Source organism: Desulfomicrobium apsheronum (genome assembly GCF_900114115.1).
Taxonomy (GTDB): Bacteria; Desulfobacterota; Desulfovibrionia; order Desulfovibrionales; family Desulfomicrobiaceae; genus Desulfomicrobium; species Desulfomicrobium apsheronum.
On record NZ_FORX01000008.1, the window covers coordinates 1 to 17,232 of the forward strand.

The window sequence follows — 17,232 nt, forward strand, 5'->3', positions numbered from 1 at the left end:
CTGAGAATGGACAACGGGCCGGAACTGATTTCCGTGTTGCTGGCTGACTGGGCCGAGAAGAATGGTGTGGAATTGGAGTTCATCCAGCCAGGTAAGCCAACACAGAATTCGTACATTGAACGCTTTAACAGGACCTACAGGGAAGAGGTGCTGGACTTCTATCTGTTCAAATCCCTGACGGAAGTGAAAGAAATTACGGAGAATTGGCTGAGGCAGTACAACGAGGAACGGCCCCATGAATCTCTTGGCAATTTGACCCCGGCAGAGTTCCTCATGAAAAATTCACCCAAGGAAGTCTCTACTTTTGGATGGCACTAACTTGGGGAGGGTTACACAGCCTGGACAGATATCTTGTGGAAGAAGCATTCCGGCAATCGAAGGACGACGACCTGGTCAGCATGTTCCCGATCCGCCACTGGACGGACTCGAAAATCAGATGCCATTTCCTGAGCTGCATCATCGCCCTGGCATATTTGCGACTCGTGGAGTTAAAATTGGAAGATGCCGGAATCCACATGACCGCACAGCGGGCCATGGAACTGATGCGCAATCTGCATTCGTGTCTGTGCTGGAATGGGGAAAAGGAAAAGGCCTTGCGTCTGATCGAAGAACCGTCGCCGGAACAGGCCAAAATCCTGACCGCATTCGGATACGAAGTGACGCGTAGGGTCTTACAAAAAATCAAAAGCTAGTATGCTGTATTATTTTGAGTAATCGGCTTTTTGACCAGAAATCTTCGAAACTCCTGTCTGAATTCTAAAAAAATTCATCATACAAAAACAAGCTCATTAATTTAATAAAATTTTGGTTCTTCGACGTTTAATATGCGCATATTCCTGCCATTTTATGAGGATCTTACATTTGCCCAAATAATCATTCTTTTGGGAAAAATTCAGCAGCTTATATGGGCGAAAATGATGAAAAGATTGGATCTTGCAGAAAAAGAGAAGGTAATATTTTAAAAATTATGAAGAAAATAGCGCATGATTAAAGTGTTTGTTTTCAAAGCTTCTGATAAAGCCTCCAGAAAGAATAACCGAAGGCTTAATATTCAAAATTTTAACTCACCAATATCATGCATAGCGTTGCATTCCAACAGCCCGACCAGAGACGCACGCTTTGGCGCGTTGCGATCCTTACATTTTACGACGATCCACGATCCGGCCTCCGTTGACTCTTTCGATGGTCCTCGGTTCCACCAATCGAACCTCAAATGCAACGCCCAGTTCTGTTTGCAGACGGATGCGCACGTTTTCGAGGATGCGCTGTGATTTTTTGATGGAGTCAGTGCAAAAGGATTCCGGGGCTTCGAGCATGATGGTGGCCAGGTCCATATGTCCGACCCGGTCCAGTACGATCTGATAGTGAGGATCGGTCAGGCCCGTGTCGGCGATGACCGCCTCGATCTGGGCCGGGAAGACGTTTACGCCGTGAATGATGAGCATATCGTCGCTGCGGCCCGGAATGCGGGTCATGCGTTTTAACGTCCGGCCGCAGGGGCAGGGCGCGTCGATGAGCGTGGTCAGGTCCCCGGTTCGGAAACGAATCAGGGGAAAGGCTTCCTTGGTCAAAGTGGTCAGGACCAGCTCGCCCTTTGCGCCTGCGGGAAGGACCTCGCCGGTGTCCGGGTCCACGATCTCGGCCAGGAAATGATCCTCGTTGATGTGCAAACCGGCCCGCTCAAGACACTCCCCCGCCACGCCCGTTATTTCGCTCAAGCCGTAATTGTCCGTAGCCTGAATACCCAACCGGCTCTCGATTTCCCGGCGGGTCTCTTCGGTCCAAGGCTCAGAACCGAAAAGGCCGAAGCGCAGACTGAGCGCGGTCTTGTTGACGCCCATCTCATCCAGAGTATCGGCAAGGTGCAGGGCATAACTGGGAGTGCAGACCAGGGCCGTGGTCCGGTAATCCTGCATGATGGAAATCTGGCGTCTGGCGTCCCCTCCGGAGCTGGGGATAACCGATGCGCCGATCAGCTCCGCCCCGGAATGGACGCCGAAAGCGCCGGTGAAAAGACCGTAATTGAAGGCGATCTGCACGGCGTCATCCTTGGTCACCCCGCCCGCCGTGAGGATCCGTGCCGCCAGCTCGGACCAGCGACGCACATCCCCGGAGGTGTATCCCACCACCGTGGGTTTGCCGGTGGTGCCCGTAGAAGCCTGCATACGAACGACATCGCGCAGGGGCACGGCAAAAAGGCCGTACGGATAGTTTTGCAGCAGATCTTCCTTGGTGGTGAAGGGCAGCCGCTTCACATCCTCAAGGGACTGCACGTCGTAAGGGTCGATACCAAGCTCCGCGAAGCGCTTGCGATACAGCGGCACGTTGCGCGCCACGCGGTTCAAGGTGGCCTGCAACCGCTCAAGCTGCAAAAGCTCCAGCTCGCCACGCTCCATGCATTCATACTCGCTTTGCCAGTACATCTCCCCCCCCTATAGCTCTAAAAATTCAAGGTCATGCGCGGGAAATTCAAAAAGGATCGTGTGCAAGGCGCAATTTTAAAACCAGACCAAGGCGGATCACAACACACGCGATGCAACGTTTTGACCGCGGTAGCGCGGCAATCGGGCCTTTTCAAGCATCCAGCTCGCGGCCCAGATAAGCGCGCTGCACGTCGCGATTGGCAAGCAGCTCATCGGCCGTGCCCTGCAGGATGACCCGTCCGTTTTCCAGCACATACCCCCTGTCGGCGATCTTGAGTGCGCTGCGGGCATTCTGCTCCACAAGGAGCACGGTCAGGCCAAGACGATCGCGCAGTTCCACTATGTGACGAAAAATATCCTTGACCACAAGCGGGGCCAGCCCCATGCCCGGCTCGTCCAGAAGCAGCAGCCTTGGACGGGCCATGAGCGCCCTGCCGATGGCCAGCATCTGTTGCTCGCCGCCGGACAGGGTCCCGGCGGCCTGGGCGCGGCGCTCGCGCAGGACGGGGAACATGGAGTACATGGTCTGAAGATCCTCGGCAATGCCGGCGCGTTGTCGGAATCGCGGGCGGGTATAGGCTCCCAGGCGCAGATTATCCTCGACGGAGAGCGGGCTGAACACGAGCCGCCCCTCGGGCACATGCGAAATTCCGGCACGCACGATCTGTTCCGGACTGCGTCGCACCAGATCCTCTTCGCCAAAAATGACGCTGCCCAGCCCGGGCCTGATCAGTCCAGAGATGGTGCAGAGCATGGTGGTCTTGCCCGCGCCGTTACCGCCGATGAGGGCCACGATCTCGCCCTGGCGCACGTGCAGAGTGGCTCGGCGCACGGCATGGATGCGGCCGTAAAAGACGTCCATGTTCTTGAGTGAAAGAAGCGTTGGCTGCATGATCAGTCCTCGTCTCCGCCCAGATACGCGGCGATGACCTTGGGGTCCTTCTGAACCTGGGCCGGGGTGCCGCGACTGATGGTCTGTCCGAAACACAGCACCAGGATGGAGTCGCTGATGCGCATCACAAGCTCCATGTCATGCTCGACCAGGATGACGGACAGATTGTAGGTGTCTCGAATGCGCATGATCAGGTCGGCCAGGACCTGGGTTTCGGCTATGTTGAGCCCGGCCGCCGGTTCATCGAGCAGCAGGAGCTTTGGGCGCGCCGCCAGCGCGCGAGCCAGTTCGAGCAGTCGCTGCTTGCCGAAGGCCAGATCCTTGGCCGTGGCCGAAGCCAGGTCGGACATGCCCACGAAATCAAGCGCTTCCAGGGCTTCGCGGCGGACCTCATCTTCCAGACGTCTCGATTTCGGCGTGCGCAGCAGGCTGTGCCAGGCAGGCAGGGACAGTCGCCCGTGGCAGCCCATGGCCACATTCTCAAGCACCGTCATGTTGGAAAAAATCTCCAGATTCTGAAAGGTGCGCACCATTCCGCTCCAGGCCCTTTCGTGCGCCGGAAGGGCCGTGATACCATGCCCCTCGAAGGTCAGGGTGCCATGGCTTGGGGTGACCATGCCGGAGATGGCATTGAGGAGCGTTGTCTTGCCCGCTCCGTTGGGACCGATGATGGCCGTGATCTCGTCGCGCATGGCCTCAAAATGAATATCCGCCAGGGCCTGAACCCCTCCAAAGCGCACGCAGATGCCGCTGCACCCAAGAATCGCGCTATCCATGGGTAACCCCCGAAAGACGCGCCTTGCCCCAGGACCACAGCCTGTTCCATCCCCCCGCCATGCCGTCGGGCAGGAACATCATGCACAGGATCAGGATGGCTCCGAAAAGCAAAACCTCGATATTCTCGAAGGCGCGCAGGAATTCGGGCAGAACGGTGACGAAAAAAGCGCCCACGATGGCTCCCGGCACGCTGATCATGCCACCCAGCACAACCATGACGATCAGCTCCACGGAAAACATGAAACCAAAGGACGAAGGGGCGATAAAAGTCAGGTAGTGCGCATAGAGCACTCCGGCGATACTCGAAAAGGCGGCGGAAAGGACAAAGACGAGGAGTTTGTATCGCGCGATATCCACACCCATGGCCTCGGCCGCCCTCTCCGATGTGTGCAGGGCGCGCAGGGCCCGGCCGACGCGGCTGTGCAGCAGGTTGAAGGCCAGCCAGACAATGAGGCACAGCATCACCGCCACGGCGCGGTAAAGGGCCACATCCTTGCGCAGCTCAAAACCGAAAAAGGACAGGCGCGGAATGCCCACAAAACCGGACGGACCACCGGTTATGTCCACGGTCTCGGTGAAGAGGATGGAAAGAATGATGCCGAATCCCAAAGTGGCCATGGCCAGATAGTGCCCCTTGAGCTTCAGGGACGGCAGCCCCACCAGAATGCTGACCACCACGGTCAGGGCCACGCCCGAGAGCATGGACAGACCGACCGACAGGTCCACGGTAGTGCTCAGATAGGAGCTTGTGTACGCGCCCAGGCCATAGAAACCGGCATGTCCCAGGGAAATCTGTCCGGCATGCCCGACCAGCAGGCACAGACCCACGGCGTTCATGGCATGCAGGCATCCCAGGATGAGGATGGTCAGATAATAGTTGTTCGGCAGCAGCGCCGGCGCCAGCATCAGCAGTCCGAAGAAAACCGCCAGCCAGATCATGTCCTTTCGATACGCCACTTCACACCCTTTTGGAGTCTTTGAGGCCGAACAGGCCGGAAGGTTTGACGAAAAGAAGAATCAGCAAAATGACGAAGGCCAGCGCGTCCTTGTAGGCCGAGGACACAAACCCTGCCCCAAACGATTCCAGCACACCGAGAATGACGCCCCCGGCCGCTGCCCCGAAAGGATTGCCAAGCCCCCCCAGAATGCAGGCCGCGAACCCCTTGAGGCCGAGCATGATGCCGACGTCATAGGAAGTCATGGTGATGGGAGCCAGAATCACGCCGCCTACGGCACCGACCAGGGCGGAGATCATGAACGACAGAAGCACCATGCGCTGCACGCCGATGCCGACCAGAGAGGCTGCCTTGGAATCAAAGGAACAGGCCAACATGGCCTTGCCGTGGATGGTCCCGGAGAAAAACATCTTCAGGGCGCCGAGCAGAAAAAGGCTTATGACCAGGACCCAGATGGCCTGCGGCATGATGGCGGCCCCAAGGAACATGATCGGCTGATTTCCGGAAAAAGGTTCGAGAACGTGAGTGTCCTTGCCCCAAAGCAGCATGGCCAAGCCACGAATGAAAATCGAAACGCCGATGGTGATGATGATCAGGTTGATGGCTGGACAGTCCCGCACCGGCCGGATGGCCAGGCGCTCCACCAGGGCACCGGCCATGGTCGCCCCGAGAACGGCCAGCACCACTGCCGCAGGCTCACCGAAACCAAGGGAGTGCATGAAGTAGACACTCATCATCCCGCCGAGCATGACAAATTCACCCTGGGCGAAATTGATCACGCCGGTGGTGTTGAAGATGATGGTGAAACCCAAGGCAGTGAGCCCGTAGGTACTGCCCAGCGTGAGCCCCGTGATCAGATATTGCAGCAGGCTGGATGGATCCATTTTCTCACATGAAAAAAGCCGGCGGACTTGAATCTCCACCGGCTTTTGGTCATTTAATGATTTAGTTCAGAGCCTTCCAGGCGCCATTTTCGATGGTCACCATAATGAACGCAGACTCGTCTAGGCCGTTATGATTCTCGGGTGAATAGGTATACACTCCCGAGGTGCCCGCGAAGCCTGAAATTTTCTCCAGGTTGTCGCGGATATCGGTTGATTTGGCGGAATCTCCCTTGGCGATGGCTTCCATGACCAGCGCGAAGGCGTCATGGGCATAGCCGCCAAAAGAGGAAATCTGGGTGCCGTAGGCTTTGGCGTATCCCTCCACATAGGCTTCAAGCACAGCTTTTTGTGGGTGATCGGCCGGGACCTGCTCCACCGCCACCAGGCGACCAGCGGGCAGTACAAGCCCTTCGGCGGCTTCCCCGGCAAGCTCGATGAACTTGTTCGAGGCCACACCGTGGCTCATGTACAGAGGCACGGTCAGGCCCAGCTGGACACGGTTACGGGCGACCACGGCCGGGCCGGGATTGGTGCCCCAGCAAATGATGGCGTCGGCGGCCGCACCCTTGATCTTGGTCAACTGCGCGGTCATGTCGGTGTCTTTGGGTCCATAGACCTCATCGGCGGCAAGCTCGAATCCTTGCGCTGGGATGAGTTCCTTCAGAACGCTGCGCCCGGCCTGGCCATAGCCGTCGGATACGGTCAGGATGGCGAGCCTAGAGTACCCTTTGGCCTTGGCATCCTGGAGAATTCTGGTCACGGCGTGGCGATCCAGCTGCGGCGTATTGAACACCCACGGATCAACCGGGCGCACGATTTTCTCGGCGGCGGCGCAGGAAACCAGCGGCACCTCGGCGGAAGAAAAAAACTTGGAGATAGCCAAGGTGTTGCCGGAAATGCTGGGACCGATGACCACGGCCACCTGATCCTGATCGAGCAGCTTCTTGGCAGCCATGACGCACTTGTTCACATCCGATTCATCGTCGTAAACGATGACTTCGACCATCTGTCCGTTCACCCCGCCGGCGGCGTTAAGTTGATCCTGAAGCATGACCAGCGTGTTTTTTTCGGGTTCGCCCAGGAAGGACGCCGGACCGGTCACGGAAAGGATGGCGCCGATCTTAATCGCATCGGCCGCAAAGGCCGGAACGCAAGTCAACAGATAGGCGACAAGCGCAATGACACATTTTGCCGCGTTCATGGAAACCTCCGAAAATTTTGATGAAAAAACAAAGAAAAAAGGATGCTGAACGATAATCGATAACCCGATCACGCACCAGTGTCAATTCATGGGCTTTTCATAGGTCCCATAGGTCCTATGGGTCCTATAGGACCTATTCTTCCCCCCCAAAAAAACAAAAGGCCCGTCATGCAGCATCATGACGGGCTTTCGTAACTCAATTGAAGGCGTAGAGTGACTAGATTTTGTTCGAGGCCACGGAGAGCCTGGAAATCTTTCTGGCTGCGGTACGCCAGTGCACGATCTTCTTGCTCGCGGCCTTGTCCAGAATGGAGGTGACGTTCTTCAGGGCGTTTGCGACGGCTTCGTTGTCGTTGGACTCGATGGCTGCATGCAAAGCCTTTGTGGCGTTCTTCACCCGAGTTTTCATCATTCTGTTGCGCTCGCGAGCCTTCAGGCTCTGGCGGTGTCTCTTCAGGGCAGACTTGTGATTGGCCAAAATATAACTCCTTCTCAAATTAAACGCGTGTTTCTATCAGCATCAAGATGCCTCTGCAATCCGGCGTCATTAGCCGAAGCTTTCGAGGTATGTCAAGCCTTGGACGCCCTAGACCTGGAATTTTCCAAAATCAGCGACACGCCCCAGGGTATTGACCAGGCGATAAAGCAGATTCAGGCGATTGGCGCGCAACGCAGTATCTTCGCACATGACCATGACCCCGTCGAAGAATTCATCAACGGCCGGACGCAGGACCCGCAGGCGGGACAGCATTCCCGGATAGTCCTCCGTAGCCGCCAGTTCAGCCCAGACAGGCTCGATCGCCTGCAGCGTGGACCAGAATGATTTCTCCGCATCGATCTCAAGAAGATCCTCACGCACTGTCCCGGAAAGATCCTGATCGGCCTGCTTGCGGATGATGTTCGCCGCACGCTTGAAGGTCAGGACCGAAGCCTCGAAATCATCTTCGCGGCTGAATTCCGCCAGGGCGCGAACACGCAGCCAGGTATCGTGGATATCCGCGAAACCTGGAGCCATGGCCGCTTCCAGTACCAGGGTCGGGATGCCCTTGGCATTCCAATAGGCGCGCAGGCGCTGTCCGAAGAAGTCCATGAGCTTTTCAAGGGCCTCGTCCTCGCCGAACTTCCAGGTCACGTCAGAGTAGCCTTTCTGTGCCTCGCGCAGCAGGACCCCGATGTCGACCCGAAGACCCATTTCCAGAATGATGCGGCACACTCCAAGGGCACTGCGACGCAGCGCATAGGGATCGGCAGCGCCCGTGGGCACCATGCCAAGCCCGAAACAGCCCGCCAGATTGTCGAGCTTGTCGGTCAGGGACAGAATTGCTCCTGCCATGCTTGAAGGTAGCGGCGAATCCTGACCGGCGGGCAGGTACTGCTCGTAGAGCGCCTCGGCCACGATCTCGCTTTCTCCTTTGCGCCGGGCGTAGATGCCGCCCATCTTGCCCTGCAGATCGTCGAATTCATAAACCATCTCCGAGACCAGATCGGCCTTGGAGAGGCGTCCGGCCCGGGCCATCGATTCGCCAAGTTCCGGCGCGACGACGGAGGCGATGAATGCTGCAAGCTTTTCGAGCCGGCGCGTCTTCATGCCCATGGTCCCCAAGGGGCCGATAAAGATGACCTTGTCGAGCTTGTCCAGCCAATGGTCGAAGGTCGCGGCGCAGTCGGACTCCCAGAAGAAACGTGCGTCTTCCAGGCGGGCGCGAAGCACCCTCTCCCACCCCTTGCGCACCAGTGCCGGTTCACGCGACTCGATATTGGCGGCGGTCAGAAAATACGGCAGCAGATTCCCATCTGCGCCGCGCAGGCCAAAACTCTTCTGGTGAGTTTCCATGCTGGTCAGCAGGACCTCGGCCGGGAGCTCCAGAAATTTCTCGTGAAATCCGCCGAGCATTGCGCGGGGGGTCTCGACCAGATTGGCGACCTGATCGAGCAGGGAATCAAGCCATTCCACACTGCCGCCCACCTCCGCCGCCAGACGGTCGCCTTCGGCTCTGATGGCCTGCTTGCGGTCGGCGGCGTCGAGAATGACCTTGCCGTCATCATTAAGAATCCGGGCGTATTCATCGGCATGGGGAACGGTAAACGGTCCGGGGCCCATGACCCGATGGCCGCGGGTCTGATCGCATGCGTCAAGGCCGGCAAAGGCAAAGGGCACGATCCGGTCGTCGAGCATGGCCAAAATCCAGCGCACTGGGCGGCCAAAGGTGCACTCCTTGCCCATCCACTGCATTTTCTTGGGAAAAGTCAGATTCGGCAAAATCGCCAGACAGATCTCGGCCAGAATCTCGGAGGCCAGGCGTCCGCCGACGGTCTTTTTGAGGGCCAGATACTCGCCCTTGTCCGTCTTTTCCACATAGATCTGATCAAATTCCACGTTCTGCGACTTGGCAAAACCCAGTCCGGCCTTGGTCGGATTGCCAGCCTCGTCGAAGGCGATGCGCGCAGGAGGACCCGACACGACGATCTCCTCGGTCTTCTGCACATCGGCCAGACCGGAAATGTCCACCACCAAGCGCCGGGGGGTGGAAGCCGTGGCGACGCGCCCGAACTCAAGCCCCGCTTCCGTGAGCAGGGCTGAAAAACGTTCCGCCAGCTCCCGGTCCAGGAGCGGCAGGAAGCGCGCCGGCATTTCCTCCACGCCGATTTCAAGAACAAAATGCCTCATAAAAAACTCCCTATCAAAAAGCCCGAAACGGGACGGTTAGGATACCAGAAGCGGATGCCCCATGGCCTCGCGCTGCTCGACGTAAAGCCTGGCCACATTCGATGCCAGGGCCCGGACCCGAGCGATGTACTTGGCCCGCTCCGTAATCGAAATCGCACCGCGCGCATCGAGCAGATTGAAGGTGTGGGAGCATTTCAGGCAGAAATCATAGGCGGGCCAAGGCAGCCCGGCTTCACACAGCTTCGCGCTCTCGGCCTCGCAGGAATTGAAGAATCCCAGCAGCATCTCCTGATCGGAGTGATCGAAATTGTACTTGGAGTGCTCAACCTCGGCCTGATGATAGACTTGGCCGTAGGTCACGTGATCATTCCAGGCCAGATCGTAGACCGATTCCTTCTCCTGCAAATACATGCACAGCCGCTCCACGCCATAGGTGATCTCGCAGCTGATGGGCTCGAGATTGATGCCGCCGACCTGCTGAAAATAGGTGAACTGGGTGACCTCCATGCCGTTGAGCCACACTTCCCAGCCCAGTCCCCAGGCGCCAAGCGTCGGGCTCTCCCAGTCGTCCTCGACAAAGCGGATATCATGGACGTGCTTGTCGATGCCCAGAACGCCGAGGCTGTCCAGGTAGAGCTCCAGAACATTGGCCGGAGAAGGCTTCAGGATGACCTGAAACTGAAAATAATGCTGCAAGCGGTTCGGGTTCTCGCCGTAGCGCCCGTCCGTGGGCCTGCGGGTGGATTCGGGATAGGCCACCTTCCAGGGTTCGGGACCGAGCACCCGCAAAAAAGTGGACGGGTTGAACGTCCCCGCCCCGACTTCCATGTCGTATGGAAACTGCAGCACACAGCCCTGATCGGCCCAGAAACGCTGCAGGTTGGTAATGACGTCCTGAAAATTCATGCACAGCTCCTTAAAAGGGATCCATTCCGCTCAGCTCCGCACAAAACGGTTGCCTTCGCAGGTCAGGCCAAGATGACATTGAACAAAAGCGTCCACCAGACGGACGCACTCTTCCCGCACCTTGGCCGAAGGCACCCAGTCCGCCCATTCCCTGGGACCGGAACGGGCCAGGCCATGAAGCAGACTCAAGGTTTCGCGGGAAGTGGAAATTTTGGCTCCTCCGCCGGAAGGACACCGCAGACAGTAAAGGCCGCCTTCCTGCACGGCGAACACGGCGCGATGATGGGCATCAAGAGGCCCTCCGCACTGGCGGCACCGCTGCAGATCCGGCTGGTAGCCCTGGGAGAACGCCATCTTGGCGCGGAACATGAGCGGGATGAACCATGATCCCGGCCGCTCCTCGTCCAGGGCCTCGAGAGTCTCCAGCAAAAGCTCGTGGGCCGAGGCGTAGCCGTCCGGACTGAATGGCAGGGATTCAAAAAAACGCACGCAGTTGCTGACCATGCCGAGCTTCTTGAGGTCGCGCTTGAGCTCCCCGAAGCCGTTGATGAGCGTGCCCTCCTGCAGACACAAATACTCCTGCCGGCCCTGGCTGACACGAAAATGGACCAGGCTGAGCTGGTCCAGACAGCCGCAGAAACGCTTGCGGCTACGACGTCCGCCAAAGGCGAAAGCGGTCAGGAGGCCGTGCGTGGGAGAAAAAAAACGGACCCAGCAGTCCGCTTCTCGAAAAGTGCCCACCCGCAGCACCAGGACCTTTTCAGAAAATTCCATGTACCATCCCCGGTCCCACGCCTGCCGCGACTACTCCACAACCAGGGTCTTGACCTCGCCCAGCGCCCCTTCGAAGGGATAGGGCTGGCCATCGAGCTCAAGCTTGACCCCGCCCGCGTTGCCGAACTTGATGCTCAGGGACTCGCTGAAATTGATGGTGGCCGTTTCGCCCTTGCGCAGGAAATAATCCAGAATCTTGTCGTCGGGCCGGGCCTGCAGCCAACTCGCGGAATGAGCCACTATGCGCAGGCTGCGTTCCCTGACGGGCTCGGCAGCGGCGGACTGTCCCGTCATGGCGTCCTGCACCTCTTCGACGACCGGCTCCACTACGGCAGTCTGCGCCGACTCCGGGGCGACCTCTTGCGCGGCAGGGATGGACGCCTCGGCGGTGGCATTCAGCGCTTCGCCCGAGGTGGCGACCGTGTCCGCAGCGGACTCTTCCGCCGGTGTGGCCGCCACTTCCTGCATCTGGGTCATGGGAGCGGGCAGGGAACCGGACGGCAGGACTTCCGCCGGAGGAGCGGGGGGAGGGGTCAGCTCTTCTTCGACCGGGGCGGGAGCCTCGGGCACCTGGGAACGATAGTGATCGAAAATATACCAACCCAAGGCCCCGATGAGCAGGATGCCCACAATCGCGGCAATGCGCACGGTGGTCACGACGCTGCCCGAATCATGCATTTTGACGTGAATATGGGGCGCATGGGATTCCGACTGGTCGTTGTCCTTGGGCACGGGGTATTCACGACCGAAATGAGCGCACAATTCCTGCGCGTCCAGCCCCAGCAGCAAGGCGTAACTCCGCACAAACCCCCTGGCATAGACTGCGTGAGGAAACCTGGCGCTGTTGCCTTCTTCAAGGGCGATAATGACGGAAGGGGCGATCTTGGTCTTCTCTTCGACCGCCTCGACTGTCAGCCCTTTTTGTTCCCGGCCTTCGCGCAGTGCCGTTCCGATCTCAATCAAATCCATATTCAGGAAACTCCATGCATGGTTTGTCGAAACGCAGACCTAAAGCTTCTTCTGGATGATGGCCTTGCCGCGCAAGCCATTCATGTATTCCTTGAAGCGCTCTTCGAGTTTGGGACGCATGATGGCTTCCCGCACCTCTTCATCCATGGCCGCCTGTTCCTGACGCGCTCCGTCCCGACGATTCAGCAGTTTCAGGATGACCCATTTGTCCTCGATCAGAAAAGGCTTGCCCATCTCGCCCGCATCCAGACCCCGCAGGCCTTCGCGCCATGGCTCGGCCAATTCCCGCCAGCGCACATTGCTCATGACGCCGTTGTCGACCTTGGGGCCAATGGAATACTGTGCCACGGCCTCATCCAGGCTGATTTCTCCTGCGCTGAGCGACTTCCAGAGAGAATTGGCACGATCCTCGTCCACGAGCACAAGCATCTGCACGTCCACGATGCGTTCGGTGGTCAGTTCAGCACTGTTCTGAGCCTTGTAAGCGTCGATTTCTTCCTGGGTTACCACGACCTTGCGGCGCACCATGTAGCCGAGCATCTTGTGCTTGATGATGTCTTCGCGACTGCGCTCCTTGAACTGTTCGGGGGTCAGGCCCTGAAGACGCAAGGTGCGTTCGAAATCCTCTTCGCTCAAACGGCGTCTGGCCTTGAACTGGCGGATTTCGTTCTCCACCTCGGAATCGGAGACCTCGATCTTGAGCCGCTGCGCTTCCTGACGCAGAATGATCCCGTCGATCATGTCGTCGAGCACCTGGGGAGCGATCTTTCCGGCCGTTTCGGGATCTGGGGTCTGCCCTATGACAAGACGGATCTGCTGCTGCAATTCCTGGAAGGTGATGATCTCGCCATTGACCACGGCCACGATGCGATCGACCAGCTGCGCGGCCTGTCCGAGGCCCGCGAGGACAAAGAGAAGAGAAAGCACCAAAACAGCGCGAATACCGCATTTTTTCATAAATCAGGTCTCATTTTATTATTTTTGAGGAACATCGCAAGCCCCCATGCCCCGCGCATCATTTTCCGGGCCGGCCAATAAGGTGCCCAAAAAACGTCCGGCAGCTCGCGACAAAGTTGACAATGCGCCCAACGTAGTACCCTTCAGTCCTGACCGAGTCCAGTTCAAACTTGGGAAGCTCCCGGCACGGCCCTTCAGAGCTTGATCCGCTCCCTGAGCACCAGCAGCATGTCTTTGAGCGAGTGCATGGCCAGGGTCGGCGAGGACCCGGCGGCAAGGCGCAGCTCCAGCTTGGCCGGCGGCAGAATCCGGGCACAGGCGGCATTTTCGCCCACCCAGTCCATGAGCTTGGAAAGGTCCACGTTATGCCGGGTTTCGTCCCAGTGGATAAGCGCCCGCTCCTCGAACAGATCGACCCGCACTGCGCCAAGCCTGCGCGCATCGATCTTGATCATGAGTACGGCCACAAAGGTTTTCAGCGCCTCGGGCAGGGAGCCGAAGCGGTCGCGCATGTCGTCCACGATTTCCACGATGGCCCCCTCGTCGTGACAGGAGGACAAAGCCTTGTAGTAATGCAGCCGTTCCTTGCCGTCGGCCACGTATTCCTCGGGAATGAGGGCCTGGAAACCGAGATTGAGCTCGGGTTCGATCTCCGTCTCGACCTTGCCGCCGCGCAGCCTTGTGACCTCCTCTTCGAGCATCTCCAAAAAGAGATCCAGACCCACCTTGCCGATGGTCCCGGACTGGGCTTCGCCGAGGATGTTCCCGGCTCCGCGCAGACGCAGGTCCTCCATGGCCACCTTGAATCCGGCCCCGAGGTAATCCATGTCGAGAATGATCTTGAGCCGTTTGCGCGCTGTCTCCTGCAAACGATCCAGATCGGGAATGATGAAATAGGCGTAGGCCTGCTCGCTGGAGCGCCCCACCCGGCCGCGCAGCTGATAAAGCTGCCCCAGTCCGAAAAGCTGTGCCTGGTCGACGATGAGGGTGTTGGCGCGGGGAAAATCCAGCCCCGACTCGATGATGGCCGTGCACACGAGCACGTCGAGTTCGCCGTGCCAAAACCTGTGCATGGTCTCTTCAAGGTCCTGGGCCTTCATCTGCCCATGGCCCATGCCGACCCGGGCCCCGGGGACCAGCGACGACACGAACTCCACCACCCGCTCCAGGCCCTGTACCCTGTTGTAAACCCAGAAAACCTGGCCGCCCCGGGCCAGTTCGCGCTCCAGAATGGCCTTGAGCTGGGCCGGATCGCGTTCCAGCAGGGACGTCTCCACGGGCTTGCGGTCACGCGGCGGAGTCTCGATGACGCTGAGGCCGCGAATGCCGGACAGGGAGAGTTGCAGGGTACGCGGGATGGGCGTGGCGGTCAGGGTCAGGACGTCGATAGTCGAACGCATCTTCTTGATGCGCTCCTTGTGCTTGACGCCGAAGCGCTGTTCTTCGTCGAGGATCAAAAGGGCCAGGTTGGAGAATTCCACATCCTTGGAGAGCATGCGATGGGTGCCGATCAGGACGTCCACCTGCCCGCGCCGCACGGCTTCCAGGGTGCGTTTCTGCCCGGCCGCAGGCACAAAGCGGCTCAGCAGTCCCACCGTGATGGAAAACGGCTCCATGCGCTGCCGGAAGGTCTGGTAGTGCTGCTCGGCCAAAACGGTGGTCGGGCAGAGCAAGGCCACCTGCTTGCCGTCCAGGACCGCCCTGAAGGCCGCGCGCAGGGCCACCTCGGTCTTGCCGAAGCCCACATCGCCGCAGACCAGCCGATCCATGGGTTCGGGTTTTTCCATGTCCGCCAGGACGTCGGCGATGGCCTTCTCCTGATCGCGGGTCTCCTCGAACCCAAAGCTGGCCTCGAATTCCCAGTAGAGTTCCGAGATGGGATTGTACTGAAATCCTTTGGTAATCTTGCGGAAGGCGTACATCTCGACCAGATCGCGCGCGATCTTGGCGATGGACTGGCGGGTGCGCTCGCGGGCCTTGCTCCAGGCCGCACTGCCCAGACGGTCCAGAGCCGGAGCCGCGCCGTCGGGCCCCTTGTAGCGCTGCACCTGTCCCAGGCGGTCCACCGGCAGATAGAGCCGATCCTCACCGTCATACTGCAACAGCAGGTAGTCGTTGGCCACATCCCCGAACTTGATGCGATGCAAGCCGCCAAACCGGCACAGGCCGTAATCGCGATGGACCAAAAGGTCCCCGGATTCAAGCTCGTCGAAGGCATCGAGGCCCTTGAATGCCTTGCCCGCGCTGCGCTGCGCCTTGGGAGCGCCCGGCTGGAGCACGGACTCGGGCAGAATCTGGATCTCGGCCCAGGGCAGGCGCATGCCGTGCCCCAGGGAACCGACCAGCGCGAAGATCCCCCTGCCCGTGGCCTCGTACTCGGTTTTGAGCACATGGTCGTCCTGGGCCGCCAATTGCAAAAATTTCTTGCGGGACTGCTCGGTATGGAAACAGAAGATGGTCTGGGCGTAGGTCTTGCGCCAGACGGCAAGCTCCTGCATCAGCGCCCGCCATGGCCGGGAGCGGCTTTCCGGAGTCCAGAAAAGATCCTCGAAGGAGTTCACCCCTTCTTCGGGCAGGTCCAGCCCATCCTCGCGCACGCCCATGACCAGGCTCTCGCAGAGGACCTGGCGATTGTTCTCCCAGGTCTTGCGCACATCGCCCGGGGTCTGGATCAGGCCGTGACGTGGCCATTGCCGCTCGTCGTCGCGAAAAAAATTCTGCCAGGCCCAGCTTGTCTCGTCGAGCTTGGTCCGCAGATCCTGGGCCTCGGCCATGACATACACGCTTTCTTCGGGCAGCCAGGCTTCAAGGCCCACGGTCCGGGGATAATACATGCTCGGCGGCAGGTGCGGATGGACCTGCAGCAGCTCCTTTTCAAGCTCCGCCCGCACAGGCTTTGAGATCTCTCCCAGGCGCAGCCATCCGTCGAACATGCTCCGGGCCTCTTCCCTGTAGGTGTCGGCGCCGATGCATCCGGCCACGGGCAGAATGGTCAGGGATTTGAGATCGGCGCGCGAGCGCTGGGACATGGGTTCAAAGAGCCTGATCCGCTCCAGGGTGTCGCCGAAAAACTCCAGCCGCAGCGGATGGTCGTATCCGGGACAGAAGATGTCCATGATGTCGCCGCGCAGGGAGGTCTCGCCCACGGCGGTGACCATGGAAACGCGCGCATATCCCCAGTTGACCAGCGTCTCCAGGAGATCCTCCTGGGAAATTTCCTCGCCCTCCGACAGCTCCAGATGCTCGCGCTGCAGAAGTTCGGGATGCGGCCATTTCTGGATCAGATTTTCAAGCGGCAGCAGCACTCCGCGGCCACGCTTTTTCCGGGCCAGGGCAAAAAGGGCCCGCCATCGTTCCGGCCAGGGAGAACGGCGCGGGTCCTCCACGGTATAATGTGGAAAGCGCAGCCAGCGCCTCTCCCAAAAGGGAAGGTTCCTGTCCTCGGGCGAAAAGAGACGCGCCAGGGAATCGTAAAGGGGCAGATCCGCGCTCGGCGGCAGCACCAGCACGACATTGTGACCCTTTTCGATCAGCGCCTGGGCCAGATACATCTGCGAGGCGGGCCCGCTCTTGAAGATTCTGGTTTGACGCTCCGCTCCATCGATGAGCTTCTGCAAGGCTTGGGGAATGATCACGTGGCGACCGGTCCGGGTTGAAAGCAACGGGTAAAAGCCGCCCCCGGGAAGGAGCGGCTTGGAGCCATGGCCATGTGCGAACAGGCGCTTGACCTCTCCGCACAGAATCGTTTTTCGTTGCCCAAAAGAGAGGCAAGGTCAAGCACTTGCGCGCGACGCAGACAGCCTCCCGCAAAGAGTACCGTCAATG

General features: G+C 59.1%; 15 protein-coding genes. 2 read left to right on the top strand and 13 right to left on the bottom strand.

The features are described 5' to 3' along the window. Both BMZ40_RS09230 and BMZ40_RS09235 read left to right on the top strand, forming a co-directional pair. A partial coding sequence (locus BMZ40_RS09230) for an integrase core domain-containing protein (RefSeq protein WP_143075581.1) occupies nucleotides 1–318 on the top strand: 318 nt, incomplete at its 5' end. Next, on the top strand, nucleotides 309–692 hold the full coding sequence (locus tag BMZ40_RS09235; protein WP_143075582.1) for a hypothetical protein: 384 nt from the start codon (nucleotides 309–311) through the stop codon (nucleotides 690–692). The genes BMZ40_RS09230 and BMZ40_RS09235, both read left to right, overlap by 10 nt. A gap of 444 nt (nucleotides 693–1,136) precedes the next feature. On the opposite strand, the gene BMZ40_RS09240 is transcribed toward BMZ40_RS09235, so the two are convergent. From BMZ40_RS09240 to mfd, 13 genes are all read right to left on the bottom strand, one after another. Next, nucleotides 1,137–2,423 carry a phenylacetate--CoA ligase family protein gene (locus BMZ40_RS09240; protein ID WP_092374476.1) on the bottom strand — a complete coding sequence of 429 codons (1,287 nt, stop codon included), beginning with the start codon at nucleotides 2,421–2,423 and terminating at the stop codon, nucleotides 1,137–1,139. Between the two features lie 151 nt (nucleotides 2,424–2,574). After that, complete coding sequence (locus BMZ40_RS09245; protein ID WP_092374479.1) at nucleotides 2,575–3,315, bottom strand: ABC transporter ATP-binding protein; 741 nt, start codon at nucleotides 3,313–3,315, stop codon at nucleotides 2,575–2,577. A 2-nt stretch (nucleotides 3,316–3,317) separates the two neighbouring features. Continuing rightward, nucleotides 3,318–4,091 carry an ABC transporter ATP-binding protein gene (locus BMZ40_RS09250; protein ID WP_092374481.1) on the bottom strand — a complete coding sequence of 258 codons (774 nt, stop codon included), beginning with the start codon at nucleotides 4,089–4,091 and terminating at the stop codon, nucleotides 3,318–3,320. Continuing rightward, a complete protein-coding gene (locus BMZ40_RS09255; RefSeq protein ID WP_245751070.1) occupies nucleotides 4,084–5,049 on the bottom strand; it encodes a branched-chain amino acid ABC transporter permease in 966 nt (321 codons plus the stop codon). The genes BMZ40_RS09250 and BMZ40_RS09255 overlap by 8 nt, the downstream gene beginning before the upstream one ends. Before the next feature lies 1 nt (nucleotide 5,050). Next, nucleotides 5,051–5,932 carry a branched-chain amino acid ABC transporter permease gene (locus BMZ40_RS09260; protein WP_092374487.1) on the bottom strand — a complete coding sequence of 294 codons (882 nt, stop codon included), beginning with the start codon at nucleotides 5,930–5,932 and terminating at the stop codon, nucleotides 5,051–5,053. 61 nt (nucleotides 5,933–5,993) lie between these two features. Further along, complete coding sequence (locus tag BMZ40_RS09265; protein ID WP_092374490.1) at nucleotides 5,994–7,133, bottom strand: ABC transporter substrate-binding protein; 1,140 nt, start codon at nucleotides 7,131–7,133, stop codon at nucleotides 5,994–5,996. A 217-nt stretch (nucleotides 7,134–7,350) separates the two neighbouring features. Next, the gene (rpsT, locus tag BMZ40_RS09270) at nucleotides 7,351–7,611 is read right to left on the bottom strand and encodes a 30S ribosomal protein S20 (RefSeq protein ID WP_092192433.1); all 261 of its coding nucleotides are present in this window, start codon (nucleotides 7,609–7,611) and stop codon (nucleotides 7,351–7,353) included. 108 nt (nucleotides 7,612–7,719) lie between these two features. Beyond that, the gene (gene glyS, locus BMZ40_RS09275) at nucleotides 7,720–9,801 is read right to left on the bottom strand and encodes a glycine--tRNA ligase subunit beta (protein WP_092374493.1); all 2,082 of its coding nucleotides are present in this window, start codon (nucleotides 9,799–9,801) and stop codon (nucleotides 7,720–7,722) included. Nucleotides 9,802–9,837: 36 nt separating this feature from the next. Beyond that, a complete protein-coding gene (locus BMZ40_RS09280) occupies nucleotides 9,838–10,707 on the bottom strand; it encodes a glycine--tRNA ligase subunit alpha (RefSeq protein ID WP_092192437.1) in 870 nt (289 codons plus the stop codon). A gap of 30 nt (nucleotides 10,708–10,737) precedes the next feature. Then, a complete protein-coding gene (gene recO / locus BMZ40_RS09285) occupies nucleotides 10,738–11,481 on the bottom strand; it encodes a DNA repair protein RecO (RefSeq protein ID WP_092374496.1) in 744 nt (247 codons plus the stop codon). A 30-nt stretch (nucleotides 11,482–11,511) separates the two neighbouring features. Further along, complete coding sequence (locus tag BMZ40_RS09290) at nucleotides 11,512–12,450, bottom strand: helix-turn-helix domain-containing protein (protein WP_092374499.1); 939 nt, start codon at nucleotides 12,448–12,450, stop codon at nucleotides 11,512–11,514. A 39-nt stretch (nucleotides 12,451–12,489) separates the two neighbouring features. Beyond that, nucleotides 12,490–13,407, bottom strand: coding sequence for a peptidylprolyl isomerase (locus BMZ40_RS09295; protein WP_092374502.1), 918 nt, complete (start codon nucleotides 13,405–13,407; stop codon nucleotides 12,490–12,492). A 194-nt stretch (nucleotides 13,408–13,601) separates the two neighbouring features. Further along, on the bottom strand, nucleotides 13,602–17,042 hold the full coding sequence (mfd, locus tag BMZ40_RS09300) for a transcription-repair coupling factor (RefSeq protein WP_092374505.1): 3,441 nt from the start codon (nucleotides 17,040–17,042) through the stop codon (nucleotides 13,602–13,604). Nucleotides 17,043–17,232 lie beyond the last annotated feature (190 nt).

Coding starts and splice junctions, on each gene's coding strand:
- BMZ40_RS09260 (WP_092374487.1), bottom strand. CDS start 5,932: ATGGATCCATCCAGCCTGCTGCAATATCTGATCACGGGGCTCACGCTG.
- BMZ40_RS09240 (WP_092374476.1), bottom strand. CDS start 2,423: ATGTACTGGCAAAGCGAGTATGAATGCATGGAGCGTGGCGAGCTGGAG.
- BMZ40_RS09250 (WP_092374481.1), bottom strand. CDS start 4,091: ATGGATAGCGCGATTCTTGGGTGCAGCGGCATCTGCGTGCGCTTTGGA.
- BMZ40_RS09235 (WP_143075582.1), top strand. CDS start 309: ATGGCACTAACTTGGGGAGGGTTACACAGCCTGGACAGATATCTTGTG.
- recO (WP_092374496.1), bottom strand. CDS start 11,481: ATGGAATTTTCTGAAAAGGTCCTGGTGCTGCGGGTGGGCACTTTTCGA.
- BMZ40_RS09280 (WP_092192437.1), bottom strand. CDS start 10,707: ATGAATTTTCAGGACGTCATTACCAACCTGCAGCGTTTCTGGGCCGAT.
- glyS (WP_092374493.1), bottom strand. CDS start 9,801: ATGAGGCATTTTGTTCTTGAAATCGGCGTGGAGGAAATGCCGGCGCGC.
- BMZ40_RS09295 (WP_092374502.1), bottom strand. CDS start 13,407: ATGAAAAAATGCGGTATTCGCGCTGTTTTGGTGCTTTCTCTTCTCTTT.
- BMZ40_RS09265 (WP_092374490.1), bottom strand. CDS start 7,133: ATGAACGCGGCAAAATGTGTCATTGCGCTTGTCGCCTATCTGTTGACT.
- BMZ40_RS09290 (WP_092374499.1), bottom strand. CDS start 12,450: ATGGATTTGATTGAGATCGGAACGGCACTGCGCGAAGGCCGGGAACAA.
- BMZ40_RS09245 (WP_092374479.1), bottom strand. CDS start 3,315: ATGCAGCCAACGCTTCTTTCACTCAAGAACATGGACGTCTTTTACGGC.